At 68.6% G+C, this 14,973-nt stretch carries 15 protein-coding genes and 2 tRNA genes; 12 read left to right on the forward strand and 5 right to left on the reverse strand.

Annotation, left to right across the window (positions count from 1 at the left end; genetic code table 11):
• Positions 1–8: 8 nt before the first annotated feature.
• From F8S13_14850 to F8S13_14860, 3 genes are all read right to left on the reverse strand, one after another.
• Positions 9–1,079 (reverse strand): Stp1/IreP family PP2C-type Ser/Thr phosphatase, encoded by a 1,071-nt coding sequence (locus F8S13_14850; protein ID KAB8142267.1) that lies wholly within the window; start codon positions 1,077–1,079, stop codon positions 9–11.
• 162 nt (positions 1,080–1,241) lie between these two features.
• On the reverse strand, positions 1,242–2,360 hold the full coding sequence (locus F8S13_14855) for a radical SAM protein (GenBank protein KAB8142431.1): 1,119 nt from the start codon (positions 2,358–2,360) through the stop codon (positions 1,242–1,244).
• A gap of 126 nt (positions 2,361–2,486) precedes the next feature.
• Positions 2,487–4,088 carry a LytR family transcriptional regulator gene (locus F8S13_14860; protein ID KAB8142268.1) on the reverse strand — a complete coding sequence of 534 codons (1,602 nt, stop codon included), beginning with the start codon at positions 4,086–4,088 and terminating at the stop codon, positions 2,487–2,489.
• A gap of 182 nt (positions 4,089–4,270) precedes the next feature.
• Between F8S13_14860 and F8S13_14865 the strand changes: the two genes are divergently transcribed.
• From F8S13_14865 to def, 7 genes are all read left to right on the forward strand, one after another.
• On the forward strand, positions 4,271–4,543 hold the full coding sequence (locus tag F8S13_14865; GenBank protein ID KAB8142432.1) for a GlsB/YeaQ/YmgE family stress response membrane protein: 273 nt from the start codon (positions 4,271–4,273) through the stop codon (positions 4,541–4,543).
• A gap of 424 nt (positions 4,544–4,967) precedes the next feature.
• Positions 4,968–5,714, forward strand: coding sequence for a metallophosphoesterase (locus F8S13_14870; protein ID KAB8142433.1), 747 nt, complete (start codon positions 4,968–4,970; stop codon positions 5,712–5,714).
• Positions 5,715–5,935: 221 nt separating this feature from the next.
• Positions 5,936–6,454, forward strand: a complete 519-nt coding sequence (locus F8S13_14875) for a hypothetical protein (protein KAB8142269.1) — start codon at positions 5,936–5,938, stop codon at positions 6,452–6,454.
• A gap of 111 nt (positions 6,455–6,565) precedes the next feature.
• On the forward strand, positions 6,566–7,471 hold the full coding sequence (locus F8S13_14880; protein ID KAB8142270.1) for an MBL fold metallo-hydrolase: 906 nt from the start codon (positions 6,566–6,568) through the stop codon (positions 7,469–7,471).
• A gap of 25 nt (positions 7,472–7,496) precedes the next feature.
• Positions 7,497–7,907, forward strand: a complete 411-nt coding sequence (locus tag F8S13_14885; GenBank protein KAB8142271.1) for an acyl-CoA thioesterase — start codon at positions 7,497–7,499, stop codon at positions 7,905–7,907.
• Positions 7,908–8,113: 206 nt separating this feature from the next.
• Positions 8,114–8,908 carry a universal stress protein gene (locus F8S13_14890; protein ID KAB8142272.1) on the forward strand — a complete coding sequence of 265 codons (795 nt, stop codon included), beginning with the start codon at positions 8,114–8,116 and terminating at the stop codon, positions 8,906–8,908.
• A gap of 29 nt (positions 8,909–8,937) precedes the next feature.
• Positions 8,938–9,483 (forward strand): peptide deformylase, encoded by a 546-nt coding sequence (def, locus tag F8S13_14895; protein KAB8142273.1) that lies wholly within the window; start codon positions 8,938–8,940, stop codon positions 9,481–9,483.
• On the opposite strand, the gene F8S13_14900 is transcribed toward def, so the two are convergent.
• Positions 9,480–10,454 carry a DUF4938 domain-containing protein gene (locus F8S13_14900; GenBank protein ID KAB8142274.1) on the reverse strand — a complete coding sequence of 325 codons (975 nt, stop codon included), beginning with the start codon at positions 10,452–10,454 and terminating at the stop codon, positions 9,480–9,482. The genes def and F8S13_14900 overlap by 4 nt on opposite strands.
• Before the next feature lie 23 nt (positions 10,455–10,477).
• Here F8S13_14900 and F8S13_14905 point away from each other — a divergent pair, with 23 nt between their 5' ends.
• The 5 genes from F8S13_14905 to F8S13_14925 all read left to right on the forward strand — a co-directional run bounded on the left by F8S13_14905 (position 10,478) and on the right by F8S13_14925 (position 13,700).
• On the forward strand, positions 10,478–11,203 hold the full coding sequence (locus F8S13_14905; protein KAB8142275.1) for a class I SAM-dependent methyltransferase: 726 nt from the start codon (positions 10,478–10,480) through the stop codon (positions 11,201–11,203).
• A gap of 29 nt (positions 11,204–11,232) precedes the next feature.
• Positions 11,233–11,308 (forward strand) — tRNA-Gly (locus F8S13_14910).
• A 39-nt stretch (positions 11,309–11,347) separates the two neighbouring features.
• A tRNA-Gly gene (locus F8S13_14915) sits at positions 11,348–11,423 on the forward strand.
• A 145-nt stretch (positions 11,424–11,568) separates the two neighbouring features.
• On the forward strand, positions 11,569–12,663 hold the full coding sequence (locus tag F8S13_14920) for an STAS domain-containing protein (GenBank protein KAB8142276.1): 1,095 nt from the start codon (positions 11,569–11,571) through the stop codon (positions 12,661–12,663).
• 8 nt (positions 12,664–12,671) lie between these two features.
• The gene (locus F8S13_14925) at positions 12,672–13,700 is read left to right on the forward strand and encodes an NAD-dependent epimerase/dehydratase family protein (GenBank protein KAB8142277.1); all 1,029 of its coding nucleotides are present in this window, start codon (positions 12,672–12,674) and stop codon (positions 13,698–13,700) included.
• Positions 13,701–13,761: 61 nt separating this feature from the next.
• On the opposite strand, the gene F8S13_14930 is transcribed toward F8S13_14925, so the two are convergent.
• Positions 13,762–14,832: a HEAT repeat domain-containing protein gene (locus tag F8S13_14930; GenBank protein KAB8142278.1), complete on the reverse strand. Its 1,071-nt coding sequence runs from the start codon at positions 14,830–14,832 to the stop codon at positions 13,762–13,764.
• Positions 14,833–14,973: the final 141 nt, after the last annotated feature.

The following is a 14,973-nucleotide window of genomic DNA, read 5'->3' on the forward strand; positions in this document are numbered from 1 at the left end:
GGATATCGCTACGGTATCCGCGTCGGGGTGAGCGGGATGGGGGTTGGTGCGGGGAACATCAGCGCGGGCGTTGGCTGGGCAGTGGATGCGGGCGCGGTGGATGCGGGCGCGGTGGCGGCGGGCGCGGTGGCGGCGGGCGCGTGATCAATAGGTGCGCTGTTCATCGCCGCGAAAAAGACCGTAGCCGCCAGCACCAGCGCCAGCAGGCTAGCCAGCAGCCCGATCAGCGGCCTGAGGCTGCGCTGGCGGGCAGGTGGGGCAGGTGGGGCAGGCGGGGCATCGGGCGGCAGCACGATCCGGTCGGTGATCCGCTCGGTGATGCTGCCGATCGACCGGTCGACCAGCGCCTCATCGCCATCTAGCGCATCCACGCGGCCCAGCACCACCGTGATGTTATCGGTGCCGCCGCGACCATTGGCCACATCCACCAGCAGCGCGGGCGCATCCTCGAAGGTGTTGGCGGTGATGATCGCGTGCAGCTCGTCGTCGGTCAGCAGGCCGTGGAGGCCATCCGAGCAGAGCAGCACGACGTCGCCCACCTCCAGCGGCCACTCGAATAGATCGACGTTTACATCTTTCTGGTGGCCAAGCGCACGGGTGATGATATTGCGGTGGATGGAGACGCGGGCCTGCTCGGGGGTGAGGATGCCTGCGGCGATCTGATCGCTGACGAAGGAGTGGTCGCGGCTGATCTGATGGATGGCCTCGCCGCGGATGAGGTAGGCGCGGCTATCGCCCACATTGGCGATGTGCAGCGTGTTGTGGAAGAACAGCGCGGCCACGCCGGTGGTGCCCATGGTGCCGCGGCCCTGGCGGAAGACCTGGCTATTGGCGGCCTCGAAGGCCTGCCCGAGCGCCTGGGCGCGGTTGTCGCCCTCGCTCTGGTAGTAGGCTTCGAGGATAACATCGACGGCGACCCGGCTGGCCACCTCGCCTGCGGCGTGCCCGCCCATGCCGTCGCACACCACCAGCAGATCGCCGTAGCGGTCGCTCGCGTCGGTCTCGCCGATGCCGAAGGTGTCCTCATTGTGGTCGCGCGTCTTGCCGACGTCGGTGCGAGCGTTGCTTCGTAGCTTCATCGAGCGCCCCTGGGCTGTCTTCAGGACGCCGCAAAGTATAGCACGGGCGATGGCTCTGTGCAAAAGAAATCCACAGGATCGCGGCAGTTCTCCACAAGATCCGTCCCCAATTTCCACGCGTTATCCACAGGATTGTGGATAACGCTGGGGATGCTGGGCCGACTATGATACGAGCGGGATCTCGCCCTGGCTGCTGGGCGCGGCGCTGCCCGCCAGCTGGCCGCAGGCCGCCGCGATCGCCACGCCGCGCTCCATGCGCACGGTGCAGGCCACGCCGCGATCCTGCAGCACGCGCTGGAAGGCGCGGATCTGCTCGCTGTGCGAGCGGCTGAGCGGCGCGCCCGGCACGGGGTTCCAGGGGATGAGGTTCACGTGGCAGAGCATGCCGCGCAGGCGGTCGGCCAGGCGCTCGGCCTGCTCGGGCGAGTCGTTTTTGCCCTGCAGCAGCACATACTCGAACGACACGCGGCGGTGGGTTTTGTCGATGTACTCGCTGGTGGCCTCCAGCAGCCGCGCGATCGGGAAGCGGCGGTTGACCGGCATCATCTCGCTGCGCAGCTCATCATCCGGCGCGTGCAGCGAGATGGCCAGGTTTATCGGCAGGGGCGCCTCGGCCAGGCGCAGGATGCCGGGCACCAGCCCCACGGTAGAGACGGTGAGGCTACGCGCGCCCATGTTCAGGCCCTGTGGGTCGTGCAGGCGCTCGACGGCCTTCCACCAGCGGTCGTAGTTGGCGAACGGTTCGCCCATGCCCATGAACACCAGGTTGCTCAGGCGGCGCGGCCCGCCGGGGGGCGCATCCTCGGCCTCCCAGCGCCCGCCGTCGTCGCCATCGGCGCTGGGCGCGGGTGCGGCCACGGCGCGGGCCTCGCGGGCGGCCCACAGCGCCTGCTCCACAATCTCGCCGGGGGTGATGTTGCGCAGCAGGCCCAGCCGCCCGGTGGCGCAGAACACGCAGCCCATGGCGCAGCCTGCCTGGGTCGAGACGCAGGCGGTGGCGCGGTCGGGGTAGACCATCAGCACGCTCTCCAGCACCGGGCCGTCGGGCAGGCGGAACAGCGCCTTGCGGGTCAGGCCGCCGTCGGCCTGCTGCATGCGCACCAGCTCTAGCGAGCCGAAGCGCAGCTCGGCGGCCAGTCGCTCGCGCAGCGCCAGGGGCAGGTCGGTCATCTCCTGCGGGTTCTGGAGGAGGTTGACGTAGAGCTGCCGCCAGATCTGCTTGGCGCGGAAGGCGGGCTGGCCCCAGCCGCGCAGTGTGGCCTCAAGCTCGGCCAGGCTCATGTCGTAGATATTTGGTCGTTCGGTTAGTGTTGTCACGGCTCGCTATTATACCTTATTTTTGGTAGACATAAAAGGGCGGGCTGATGAATCCATCGCGCCCGCCCGAGGCATGCTGTCGCAATACTGCTATTTTACCGCATCCTGGCCCAGCACCACCACGATATCGGCCTGGCTCTCGATGCCCTCGGGCGCGCCCTGGATGTAGCTGGCCCCCAGCAGCCTGGCGATGGCCCGCGCGGTGGTGGGCTTGCCGCGCATGTCGTAGACCACGGTGCGGGCCTGGCTGGTGGCGGGCGCGTTCCCCGGCGTGGTCACGGCGAACCCGGCATCCTCCAGCGTGAAGCTGACCTTGGTGGCCAGCCCGGTCGCATCGGTGGCGTTGAAGACCTGCACACGGGCGTTTTCGGCCTGTGCGTTGGCGGGTGTGGGCTTGGTAAGCAGCGCCGTCACCGCCGTGTCAAGGCCCTGCTGGCTCCAGAGCAGGTTGTAGTCGATCTCCTGGTAGCTGGGGTCGAGCTCGGGGCTGAGCCGCACCTGGGCCATGTCGCTGGAGCTGAGGCCGCTGGCGAGCCAGAGCAGGCCCAGCAGCTGGCCGGGGTTGGCGAAGGGCAGCGTGGTGGCCACCGCGCCGCGCAGGCTCTCGCGCAGCTTGGGCATGGCCAGCGCCAGCCCCACCGGCCCCTTGGCCTTGGCCTCATCCACCATGGCGCGCACCACCTGCTGCTGCCGTGCGCTGCGCTCGAAGTCGCTGGAGCCGTGGCGGGTGCGGGCGTAGATCAGGGCGCGCTCGCCATCCATGCGCTGCACACCGGGCTGGAAGTCGATGGTCTGCACGCCGAAATCCTCGGTGGGGTACTCCTCGTCGTGGATGGCGTAGGGCACATCGATCGTCACGCCGCCCAGCGCATCGATGATGCGGGCGAAACCATCGAAGTTGATGGTGGCCATATAGTCGATGCGCTGGTTGTGCTTGCCCAGATCCAGCAGCTGCTCGACGGTCTGCGCGGCCAGCGCCATGCCGCCCTCCTGGGGCGTGGTGCCGGGGCCATACAGCTCCTCGGCGCGGGCGTAGCCCTGGCCATAGGCGATGTTGATCTTGGTCGCGCCAATGTCGAGCAGGTTCACCTGAGTGTCGCGCGGGATGGAGAGCAGCCCGGCCCAGCGGCCCGCCGTGTCGTAGTGGGCCACGATCAGCGTGTCGCCGCGCACGCCCTCGCCGGGGTAGCCGACCCGCTCGTCGGTGCCGACGATCAGGATGTTGGCGCCGCCGCCCAGCGCGAAGCCCGCCGGGCGGACATCGCGCACCACCACCGCGCTGGCCACAGCGCCCACCTGGCTGTACGCCGCGATCGCGAGCACCACCAGCAGGGCCAGCGCGCCCAGGGCGATGTTGCGCGCCATAGCCCAGCGCGGGTCGGCTGCCCTCCGGCGGCGCGCCACCTGGGCCCTGGGCAGGGGCCGCGAGGTGACGCTGGCCCTGGCGCTGGGCGCGGCATGTGGGCGCGGCTGCGGCTCGGGGCGCTGGGCATGCGGGCGCGGCGCGTCGTCGGGTTGCTCGGCGCGGGCCTGGGGGCGCTGGGCGGGGCGTGGCGAGCCAGCCGGCCTGGCGGCGCGGGCCTGGGGCCTGGGGCGCGGCTCGGGCCGTGGCTCGGGCTGGGCCTTGGTCGTGGGGATGGTCTTATCGGTGTAGGCCGCTGGCTTGGGGTCGCGGCTATTGTTTTCGCTCATGGTGCTCTCTATCTGATTGTGATGCGGATTTCAGTATAGCATGCCCCGGCCCGCCATGCCTGATGCTGGCCTGATGTGGGCGTGAGGTCGCGATCTAGCAGAGCGTGGCACGGCATTTGCTTTACAAGGGAACCAGAGACGCAACGCGCGTAGGCGCACGATTAACAAGGAGTATCATCATGATTAACTTCATCCTGTGGCTGCTGTTCGGCGCTCTGGTCGGCTGGCTGGCGAGCCTGGTGATGCGCACCGATGCCCAGCAGGGCGCGCTGCTCAATATCGTGGTCGGTATTGTGGGCGCGTTTATCGGCGGTATCATCTTTACGATCATCCCTGGCTCGAATGTCAATATTAACGATGGGAACTTCAGCCTTTGGTCGCTGATCGTCTCGTTCATCGGCGCGATCGTGCTGCTGGGCATCGTGAATATGTTCAACCGTGGGCGCGTGCGCTAGCTGCGGCGATAGTCTAAGAGCGATATGTGTCGAGGGCCTGGGATCTGATCCCGGGCCCTTTTTACGTCTCTACGAAGCCGCGCCGTTTTTGCGGCGCGGTATGTTATAGGGTGTTGGATGGGCTAGGGTATACTGGTGAAATATGCGACCGTTCCGATCATCCCTAGTCAAGTAAGGTAGTGCTATGGCAGAGACGAGCAGGAAGACCAGCCACCCTTCCTATCATGATAGCGCGGCGTCGGCACCGCAGGCCTTCGCAGGGTCGAGGCGCAAGCCCAATGTGCCCGGCGATGTGGTGATCTCGTGCCGCTGGCTGGCCGCTGGCGGCATCGGCGCGCTGGCGGGGGCGCTGCTGGTGCTGGCCTTCGGCTGGCCTGCCGTGGCGCTGCTGGGGGCGCTGGCCGCGCTGGCCGGGGGCTACGCCATGCTGGTCGAGCCATACCTGCCAGTGCTGACGCGCCAGACCTTTGTATTGCCCGATCTGCCCGCCGCGCTCGATGGTCTGCGCATCGGCCACCTCTCCGATGCGCACATCGGCGCGCGTGGTGCCGAGCAGAATCTGCGCTGGGCTATCGCGCAGATGCGGCGCGAGCAGCCCGAGCTGGTGGCCTTCACCGGCGACTTCATCCACGAGCCGCCCACGGTGCACCTGGTCTCCGGGCTGCTGCGCGACCTGAGCGCGCCGCTGGGCGTCTACGCCATCCCTGGCAACCACGACTACTGGGAGAGCGTGACGGCGCTGCGGGTGGCCCTAGGCGACTGCGGCATCCCGCTGCTGATGAACGAGCACCGCCGCATCACTTGGCGCGGCGGCGAGCTGTGGCTGGTGGGCACCGACGACGTGTGGGATGGCACGCCCGACCTGGATGCGGCGCTGGCTGGCGTGCCCGCCGATGGATTCAAGCTGCTGCTGGCCCACACCCCCCACGACGCCCCCGCCGCCGCCAGCCGCGGCGTCGCCCTGCAGCTCTCGGGCCACACCCACGGCGGCCATATGCGGCTGCCGCTGCTCGGCCCCTTCGCCACCCCGCGCTACACCGATGCCTATGTGGGCGGGCGCTATCAGGTCGGGCAGCTGTGGCTGTACGTCTCGCGCGGGCTGAGCGGCATGGGTATCCGCCTAGGCTGCCGCCCCGAGGCCACGATTATCACGCTGCGCCGCGCTGGCTAGCGCCCCCGAGCCGGGCATTTTGCTATGAACCTGATCGCTTGCGTGGTTGACCGCGGCCTTATGCATCCACTATACTTTGGGCGATGGCGGCGCTGGCCGCCGCGCAGCTTGTTGCTGCACAACAATCACGCTACCGCGCTGCCTCTGCCCTTTTTCACCCTGCTTTTCCTGCGCTTTTTTGGCAGAGCGTTAGCCTGCGGTATGTTTATGAGGAGGCACCCATGATCAGCGAGAGCGAGATCAGCCAAGCGATCGAGCATGTGTTCAGCATTGGCCTCGCGACAGCCAATGAGCGCGAGCTGCTGCGCCAGCTTGACGCCGAGCTACAGCAGCAGACCCACGCCCAGGCGCTGGTGCTCGATGGCAGCCCGCCTGACCCATGGGTGCTTGGCGGCGATGCGGGCGGCGGCTTCGGGCCGATGGCCCAGCGCTTCCTCAACTTCTACTCGGCTGCCATCCACCGCGAGATCTGCGACCCCACCACCCCCGGCCTGAAGGATAGCTACCGCACCCTGATGGGCGGCGTCGACCTCCCCGACCGCGTCAAGGCGCTGGTGCCCGCCATCCTGGCGGCGCTCGGCGCCACGGCCTCGCTGGTCACGCCCTCGGTGATCGCCGTGATCGTGGCGCTCTGGCTGGTTCGCGTGGGCCTCGACCACTGGTGTGCCCTGCCGCAGGCCGCCGCGCCCGCCGCTGGCGCGGATGTTGCGGTACCTCCAACCGATGCGCCGGTCGTCTGACCCTTCGCTGCCGATATCTCGCTGGCCGATCTCCTGCGCTGCTCGTACCGCCTCTGGTGCGGGCTGCGCCTTTTTTGCCCTTGCTACAGCATCTAGGGAAGGGAGATAGCAATGACATCCGAGCTTCAGCACATCCAGGGACGGGTTTTTTTTATCGCGGGCAGCAATAATTTGGGGGTGATCGCCACCGATAGCCGCGAGGCGCTGGTTATTGATACGGGGATAGATAAGGACACTGGGCGGGCTATCCGCAAGGCGCTGGATGCCCAGGGCCTGCGGCTGCGCGCGATCATCAACACCCACCACCACGCCGACCATATCGGCGGCAACGAGTACCTGCTAAACGCCTACCCCGATGCCGAGGTTTTTGCGCCTCGGGACGAGGCCGCCCTGATCGAGCAGCCCGAGCTAGAGCCGATCTACCTGAGCCTGGGGGCCGCGCCGGTGGCCGAGCTGCGCACCAAGTGGCTGATGGCCAAGCCCACCGCCCATGTGCGCCGCTTCGAACCGGCGGGGACGCTGGATGTGGCGGGCGTATCGCTGGATGTGATCCCGCTTGAGGGCCATAGCATCGGCCAGGTCGGCCTGGCGCTGGATGGGGTCTGCTTCGCCGCCGACAGCTTGTTTGGCGGGGCCACCCTGGAGCGCCACGGCGTGCCCTTTGCTCACCATATCGGCCAGCAGCTGGCCAGCCTGGCGCGCCTGTCCGACCGCCCCGAGGACTTCTTCCTGCCAGGCCACGGCGGGCTGACCGCGCGTGCCGATCTGGCCGCCCTCATCCAGCAGAACCGCGCGGCGGTTGAGCGCGCCACATCCTATGTGCGCATGGCCCTGCGCGACCCAGCGCCGATCAACATGATCGCGAGCCGCGTGCAGCGCGCGTATGATAAAATCTTCACGACCATGCCGCAGTACATGATCTTTCTTTCCGCCATCAGTGCCCACCTCGCCCATCTGGCCGAGCAGGGTGCGGCCCATGTAGTGATCACAGGGGAGGGTGCGATCTGGGGCATCTAGCGCCATCGCGCCGAGATACTTTTTCATGGAACGTCTACAAACCTATGTCGAATCGCAGGTGCAGGTGCGCTACGCCGAGACCGACGCGATGGGGATCGTTCACCATTCGAGCTATGTGGTCTGGCTAGAGGTGGGGCGCACCGAGCTGATGCGCGCGCGCGGGCTGAGCTACCGCGAGTTCGAGGAGCGCGGCCTGCTGATCGTGCTGAGCGACCTGCAGGTGCGCTACCACGCCCCGGCAAAATACGATGATACCGTTACCATACACACCAGCCCCTCCGACGTGCGCAGCCGCCAGTTTAGCTTCGACTATGTCGGCAGCCACGCCGCCAGCGGGGCCAGGCTGTTCAGCGCCCGCACCACCCATATGGTGATCGACCGCGAAACCCGCCGCCCGGTGCGCCTGCCCGAGTACCTGCTAGAGCTGCTTGGCTAACCTGCTCTGCCGCATAGCAATGCGCGAGAGCTGCCATTCCGCTGGCGGCTCTCGCCTTTTCTGATGCGGGCAGCCGCAACATGACAGCCCGTGGTTTGCTGGTACAATGGTAGAAGATGGCACACATGATCGCACAATATCCTGGCCTGCGCACCCCTTGCTGTGTGGGGTTGGCGCGGGGATGATTGTGTGATAGCGTTTTACCGATGCGTATTCTGATTTACGTCGGCCCGGCACCGTCGCGCGAGCTGGTGCTGCAGATCTGCAAGCCCATCGTGCGGCAGGTCGCCACATCGCTCACCCTTGTCACCTCGGCCTGCCCCAGCGAGCGCGAGCTGCTGTACGATGCGCAGCGCCGCCTCGCGCCGCCCGCCGGGATGGAGGTGGCTCAGCGCGCGCTGGCCGAGACAGCCCAGGCGGCCATCCTTGCGGCCTCGCGCGAGCACGCCTACGACCTGGTGATCTTCGGGCGGCTGCAGAGCACGGCCAGCCGCCTGATGCCCGAGTCGCAGAGCAAGGCCACCGCCCAGCGGCTGGAGCCAGCGGTGCTGCGCGTGCACGGCTCGGCCCGCCCGCTGCGGCGCGTGCTGGTGGCCAGCGGCGGCGACGACCACACCTTTGAAGATATCGCGATCGCGGCCCGGCTGGCCCGCCCGCTGGGGGCCTCGGTGACGCTGCTGCACGTGATGTCGCCGCACTCACAGCTGGTCAGCAGCTTCCCACAGCTGTTCGCCGATGCGCTTGAGGAGGCCCGCACCAGCGAGGCGCGGGTGATCCGCGATGCCGCCCAGTGGCTCAGCAGCCAGGGCGTGCCCACCCAGGTCAAGGGCCGCGTGGGCCTGGTGATCGACGAGATCATGGCCGAGCTGCGGGTAGGCAGCTACGACCTGCTGGTGATCGGCGCGCACCGGGCGGTCAGCGCGCTCGACCAGATCATGCTGGAGGATGTGACGGGAGATCTGCTGGATATTAGCCCGCTGCCAGTGCTGCTGGTGAAGTAGCGCGGTGCGGGCTGCAAGAGGAGACCACGATGGCCCTGCGCCGGATTCTGCGGATCGATGACCCCAACGACAATAAGGTGCTGAAGTCGCGCTCGCACCCGGTGAAGCTGCCCAACCCCGCGCTGCGCGCGCTGGCCGAGGATATGTTCGAGACCATGGAGGCTGCCAACGGCGCTGGCCTCGCCGCCCCGCAGATCGGCCTGCTGCAGCGCATGGCCGTGATCGGCTTTGGCCAGAAGACCGCCACGCTGCCCGATGGCAGCGAGGTGGTGACCCGGCCTGCGGCGCACTACGTGCTGATCAACCCACAGATCGTGAAGGCCAGCCCGGTCAAAGAGAAGATCATGGATGGCTGCCTGAGCCTGCCCGGCTGGTATGGCGAGGTGGAGCGTGCCACCTGGGTGACGGTGGACTACCTCGATCTGGATGGCCGCCCGCAGCGCATCCGCAAGGCCACCGGCATGCTCTCCTGGGCGCTCCAGCACGAGATCGATCACCTGAACGGCGTGCTGTTCACCGAGCACCTGCGCGATCTTTCCACGCTCAAGTTTTACGGCACTGAAGAGGATGCCTAGCGGCTTCCCCAGCGCTGGCGCACCAGCTCGGCCAGCACCTGGCCGAGCGCCTCGGCAGAGGGAGCGCGGGCGATCTGGCTGGGCAGGAAGGGCTGTAGGCGCTCTACATAGGGCAGCTGCATATTGACCGCGCCCTGCTCGGCCACCAGCAGCGGTAGGGCCGCCGCCCGCAGCGGCTCGTCGGCATCCAGCGCGGCATCCAGCCTGGGCGGCGCACCGAGCAGCGCTGCCAGCGCGCAGCTGCCAAATGCCAGCCCCCGCGCGAGCATGTCGGCGGGGGCCAGGTCGATGATGGCGATCTCGGCGTCGGGGTTGGCCAGCAGGGCGCGGCACTGGTCGAAGCTGGCCGCCGTGGCCCAGACCGCCCGCCAGCCGCCTCGCGCCAGTTCATCCGCCAGCCCGCGCGCGAGCGTCGCCGCGCCGCAGGTGGCCACCAATGGTATGCCCCCCGCCCCCCGCCACGGGCCAGCCATCCCCGCGCCCGACGCGAGGTCGGCCAGCGCCACGGCTCGCCCGCGCGCCCCATAGCCGAACTGGATCTGCCCATCGGCGCGCTGAAAGGTGGGGATGCCGCGCACGCTGGCCTCGGCCATGGCCTGGATCGCGCCGATAGGCAGCCGCAGCGCCGCCACGCGCTCCTGCAGCAGCAGCATCTGGTCGTCGTCATCCCAGCCGCCGTCGCCCGCCTCGTGGGCATCCAGGCCGTCGAGCAGGTAGCCGAGCAGCGCCGCGCCCAGCTGCGGGGTGGGCGTCTCGAACCACACCTGGGTGGCCAGCCCGCCTGGCGCGGGTGCGCTGGCGATCTGCAGCGCGGCGATGGTGAGGCCAGCGCGCTGCACGCCGTTGCGCAGGCCGTTGCGCAGCGCCGCGCCGATATCGCGCGGGGCGATGGCGTGCAGCAGCACGCCGGGGCGCGGGCCAGCGATGTTGGGGCCGTCGAAGCACAGCATTCGGATGCGCTGGATGGGCATAGGGGTTCCGATCTTTTGGGGGGATGATGACCTACCACGATCTGCACGCGCCGATGATACCAGCCATCGCCGCCCTGCTGCAAGCGCGCCCTGCGGCCTGCGAGCGCCCGTGGGTGCTGGATCTGGCCAGCGGCGCAGGCGAGAAGCTGGGCCTGATCCGTGCGGCCTATGGCCCTGGCGCGCGTGTGATCGCGCTGGATGTGGATGCGGGCGCGCTGCGTGGCCTTGGCCCAGGCGCGCTGGCCGCCGACGCCCACGCGCTGCCGCTGGCCGAGGGCAGCCTGGATGTGGCGGTGTGCATCGCCGCGTTTGGCCTATTTGCCCGGCCCGCCCTGGCGGCGCGCGAGCTGCACCGCGTGCTGCGGCCTGGCGGCGCAGCGCTGGTGATCACCGCCGAGCAGCGCTGGGCCGCTGTCACGCGCTGGCCTGGGGCGCTGGCGGGGCACGTGGGCGCGGCGCTGCCCCAGGCCCACCCCGACCACGCCGCGCCAGCCCAGGCCCTAGCCGTGGCGGGCGGCTTCGCCGGCCACCGGGCCTACGCGCTGGCTGCTGATCTGGCCCCCGAGCCGCACGCGGCGGCGCTGGCCCTGCTGGGCTGGGCCGAGATCGCCCCGCTGCTGGCCGCCCCGCTGCCGCCAGCGCTGGCCGCCGCCTGCGATCTGGCCCAGCGGGAAGCCGAGATCGAGCTGATCGAGGTGCTGCTGGCCGCCTGGCTTCTTCGGGGCGCAGGCGCGATTTGCAATTCCTAAAGACCTATGGTATACTGCGCCACGTCGATGCGGGAGTGGCTCAGTTGGTAGAGCGGCACCTTGCCAAGGTGCAGGTCGCGGGTTCGAACCCCGTCTCCCGCTCCATTTCAAATAGGCTGTACAACCGGCCTTATACTCATGTATGCGGGAGTGGCTCAGTTGGTAGAGCGGCACCTTGCCAAGGTGCAGGTCGCGGGTTCGAACCCCGTCTCCCGCTCCATACACAGAAAGTCAGCCGAGAGGCTGGCTTTTTTGTTGTGTGTCGTAGGCCGCGTGTTAGGCTTCTCAGCTTTATGCTATACTCAGGGCGGATGTGCTTGCCGGGAACGTAGCGCTGTATCTTCGCTGTAGCCGAGCCATGCGCCATGCAAACATCGCCTTCTTCATCAACACGCCCATCCGACCAGCTCGATCTGCGCTCGGTCGCGCTGATGCGCAGCTTCTTCGTCACCATGCTGGTCTTCGCGGTGGTGGGAGCCACCCTGCCCTTCGCTACCGGGCTGAGCATGGATGTGAAGTCCGGGCTCTCGGCGGCGATCGCGGTCAGCGCGGTCCCCTCTATGGTGGGTATCTGGTTCCTGCGCCGTGGCGCGATCCGCGCGGCGGTATGGGTGGTGAGCCTGGGGCTGGTGCTGGTGGCCTCGCTGGTGCTTGCCGCCACGGGCCTAGCCGCCAGCGGAGCGACCCTGTGCATCTACGCCATCCCTGTGGTGATCGCGGGGGTGCTGCTGGGCGGTCGCGGCGCGGTGGCGATCGCGGCGGCCAGCGTGGCGGGCGTGCTGGCGTGCGTGGCGCTTGAGCGGCTGGGCGCGCCGATCGTGGGGCTGGCCGCGCCCAGCGGCGATAACACCGTGGGCATTGTGGGCGGCTTTGTGGTGGTGCTGGCGATCACCGCGTTCTGCGTTGGCCGCTTCGGCGGCGAGCTGCGGCGGTCGCTGGCCAGCGCGCTAGAGCGCGAACACGAGCTGGCCGCGCTGAGCGGCTCGCTGGAGCACAAGGTGGCCGAGCGCACCGCAGCCCTTCAGCACGCCCTGGATGAGCTGGCCGAGCGCTCGGTCGCGCAGCAGATCCTGCTGGATGAGCTGGCCGAGCAGCGCCAGGTGATCGACGAGATGACCCTGCCGATCCTGCCCGTGGGCCGGGGCATGTTTGTGCTGCCGCTGATCGGCGCGCTGGATGGCGGGCGGATGCAGATGGCGCAGCAGCGCGCGTTGGCGGTGGCTGGGCGCGGCGGTGCGCGCCACCTGATCGTGGATGTGTCGGGCGTGCCGGTGATCGATACGGCGGTGGCCCAGGGCCTGCTCGCGCTGGTGGCGAGCGCGCGGCTGGTAGGCCTTCAGATCACGCTGGTGGGCATTCGCCCCGAGGTGGCGCAGGCCCTAGTCTCGCTGGGCGTGGATCTGGCCCAGGTGCGCACGGAGGCCGATCTTGAGAGTGCGCTGGCGCAGCTTGGACGTTAGGGGGACATATGGCTGGGTCAGGCCCGCTGGTGGCGCTCGTGGTTGGCGGCAGCGGCTTCCTCGGCAGCGCGCTGGTGCGCACGCTGCTGGGGCGCGGCTGGCAGGTGCGCGTGTTCGACCGAAAGCCCTGCGCGGTGCCGGGCGCGGCGTATGTGGGCGGCGATATCCTGCGCCCCGACGAGCTGCGCGCGGCCTGCGCGGGGGTGGATGCGGTGTTCCAGTGCGCCTCGGTGATCGAGTGGCGGCCTGGGGCCGACCGCGTGCTGCACGAGGTGAATGTGGTGGGCAACCGCAACGTGATCGCGGCCTGCGTGGCGGCGGGGGTGCCGCGCCTGATCTATACCAGCTCGATCGATGTGGTGTTCGATGGCCGCCCCATCCGCGCTGGCGACGAGCGCCTGCCCTACCCGGCGCGCTTTCTCGACACCTACAGCCGCACCAAGGCCGCCGCCGAGCGCGAGGTGATCGCCGCCAATGGGCGCGGGCAGCTGCTCACCTGCGCCATCCGGCCAGTGGGCATCTTCGGCCCCGACGACCATGTGCGCATCCCCGCGATCATCCAGGCGGCCCGCCAGGGCCAGCTGGTGCGGGTTCGCCCCGAGGGTAGCCGCTACGACCACGTGTATGTGGACAATGTGGCGCACATGCATGCGCTGGCCGCCGAGCGGCTGCTGCCTGGCTCGCCGGTGGCAGGCCAGTGCTATTTTGCCACCGACGGCGAGCCGACGCCGTTTATCGACTTTTTCGCGCCCTACCTGGCGACCTATGGTCTGGCGTTGCCCGCGCGCACTATCCCCTTCCGGCTGGCCTACGGCTTCGCCGCCGCCAGCGAGCTGTGGGCGAGGCTGTGGCCGCGCGCGCCTGCGGGCCAGCCGCTGACGCGCTATGTGATCGCCACGCTGGGGAACGACTGCTATGTGTCGTACGCCAAGGCCGCGCGCGACCTGGGCTATGCCCCGCTGGTGAGCCGGGCCGAGGCCATAGAGCGCACGCTGGCCTGGCTGCGCGCTGCCTACCCGGCAGGCCTGGTGGCGTGATCGGGGAGATAAAAGATCGCGAGGGGTGGAAAAAGCGCCGGAAGTACATTCCGGCGCTTTCCTATGCGTTGACAGCCAGCTGCAGCGGCGGGATGGTGCGCAGCTCGCGCAGTCGCTGGAGCGACTCGGTGGCGGCCTCGTGCACGGAGATGTCGCCGTGGTCGGCGGCGCGCTGGAGCGCGGTGATCACCTCGGGCATCGCGGCCACGTGGCCGATCCGGCCAAGCGCGCGGGCCGCCGCCTCGCGGGTGTAGGTGTCGCGGTCATCCAGCAGCTTGGTCAGCTTCTGCACCAGCGAGGGCGCGCCGGCGATCTCGCCCAGCTGGCCCAGCACCAGCGCCGCCGAGGAGCGCACGAAGCTGTCGGTGTCGAAGAGGCAGGTGGAGAGGTACTCAAGCAGGTTCGGCGACGTGATGCGGTCGCGCAGCATGCCCACCGAGCGGGCCGAGGCGTAGCGTGTCTCGGCGTCGCGGTCGTGCAGGGCCACGTGGATGAGCACCTTGATCAGCAGGGGCGGCGGCACTTCGGCGATGGTGCCTAGGCAGCGGGCGGCGGCGGTGCGCACGTGGGCCGCGCTGTCGCTCAGGCCGTCGTGGATGAGCACGAGGTCGGCGGGGGTGTAGCGGCCCTGGCGGCTGCGCAGGGCGCGCAGCGAATCGTAGCGGGTCTGCCAGGTGGGGTCGCGCAGCACGCGGCGCAGCTGCTTGAACTCGCCCAGATAGCTATCGAGCTCCTGCTCAAGCGCGTTGCGCAGCCACTGCTCGCGGGTGCTGTTCAGCCGCTGGCGCACCATGGGCAGGGTCTGCAGCTCGACCAGCAGCTGCTCGACGGTGATGCGGAAATCGGCGTTGGTGCGCAGGTCGCGGTCGATCTGGGTGGCCGAGGGGTAGCGCATGCGCGCGGCCTTCTGCACCAGCTGGTCGGCCCCTGGGCCGCGCACGATGTCGGCGAGGGAGAGCACAGCGGCGATCGGCTCGCGCTGGAAGGCATCCAAGAACGGCTCGATGCTCCTCGTCACAAGGTAGCCGAGCAGCGATGGCGCTCCGGCGAGCTGGAGATCCTGACGCGGGTTTCGGGCGAAGTCATTCAGCCGCGAAGCGATGGTACGTCGCCAAGACTCGTGGTCGAACATAGCTGCTGCGACAGGGAGAGAACGTTGTGGCTGTGCGGGCCACCCCCCTGTCATCCTCCCGTCCGATTATTATACACAGTGGTATATAGGCTGCGGTACTGCTATATTACCATTTAATGACAGGGGGTGTATATAGACTAT

It is taken from the genome of Chloroflexia bacterium SDU3-3, assembly GCA_009268125.1.
Taxonomy (GTDB): Bacteria; Chloroflexota; Chloroflexia; order Chloroflexales; family Roseiflexaceae; genus SDU3-3.

What these genes read in the sequence shown, in the direction of transcription:
- F8S13_14850 (KAB8142267.1), bottom strand. Translation starts at nt 1,079, where the DNA reads ATGAAGCTACGAAGCAACGCTCGCACCGACGTCGGCAAGACGCGCGAC.
- F8S13_14855 (KAB8142431.1), bottom strand. Translation starts at nt 2,360, where the DNA reads ATGAGCCTGGCCGAGCTTGAGGCCACACTGCGCGGCTGGGGCCAGCCC.
- F8S13_14860 (KAB8142268.1), bottom strand. Translation starts at nt 4,088, where the DNA reads ATGAGCGAAAACAATAGCCGCGACCCCAAGCCAGCGGCCTACACCGAT.
- F8S13_14870 (KAB8142433.1), top strand. Translation starts at nt 4,968, where the DNA reads ATGCTGGTCGAGCCATACCTGCCAGTGCTGACGCGCCAGACCTTTGTA.
- F8S13_14875 (KAB8142269.1), top strand. Translation starts at nt 5,936, where the DNA reads ATGATCAGCGAGAGCGAGATCAGCCAAGCGATCGAGCATGTGTTCAGC.
- F8S13_14880 (KAB8142270.1), top strand. Translation starts at nt 6,566, where the DNA reads ATGACATCCGAGCTTCAGCACATCCAGGGACGGGTTTTTTTTATCGCG.
- F8S13_14885 (KAB8142271.1), top strand. Translation starts at nt 7,497, where the DNA reads ATGGAACGTCTACAAACCTATGTCGAATCGCAGGTGCAGGTGCGCTAC.
- F8S13_14890 (KAB8142272.1), top strand. Translation starts at nt 8,114, where the DNA reads ATGCGTATTCTGATTTACGTCGGCCCGGCACCGTCGCGCGAGCTGGTG.
- def (KAB8142273.1), top strand. Translation starts at nt 8,938, where the DNA reads ATGGCCCTGCGCCGGATTCTGCGGATCGATGACCCCAACGACAATAAG.
- F8S13_14900 (KAB8142274.1), bottom strand. Translation starts at nt 10,454, where the DNA reads ATGCCCATCCAGCGCATCCGAATGCTGTGCTTCGACGGCCCCAACATC.
- F8S13_14905 (KAB8142275.1), top strand. Translation starts at nt 10,478, where the DNA reads ATGATGACCTACCACGATCTGCACGCGCCGATGATACCAGCCATCGCC.
- F8S13_14920 (KAB8142276.1), top strand. Translation starts at nt 11,569, where the DNA reads ATGCAAACATCGCCTTCTTCATCAACACGCCCATCCGACCAGCTCGAT.
- F8S13_14925 (KAB8142277.1), top strand. Translation starts at nt 12,672, where the DNA reads ATGGCTGGGTCAGGCCCGCTGGTGGCGCTCGTGGTTGGCGGCAGCGGC.
- F8S13_14930 (KAB8142278.1), bottom strand. Translation starts at nt 14,832, where the DNA reads ATGTTCGACCACGAGTCTTGGCGACGTACCATCGCTTCGCGGCTGAAT.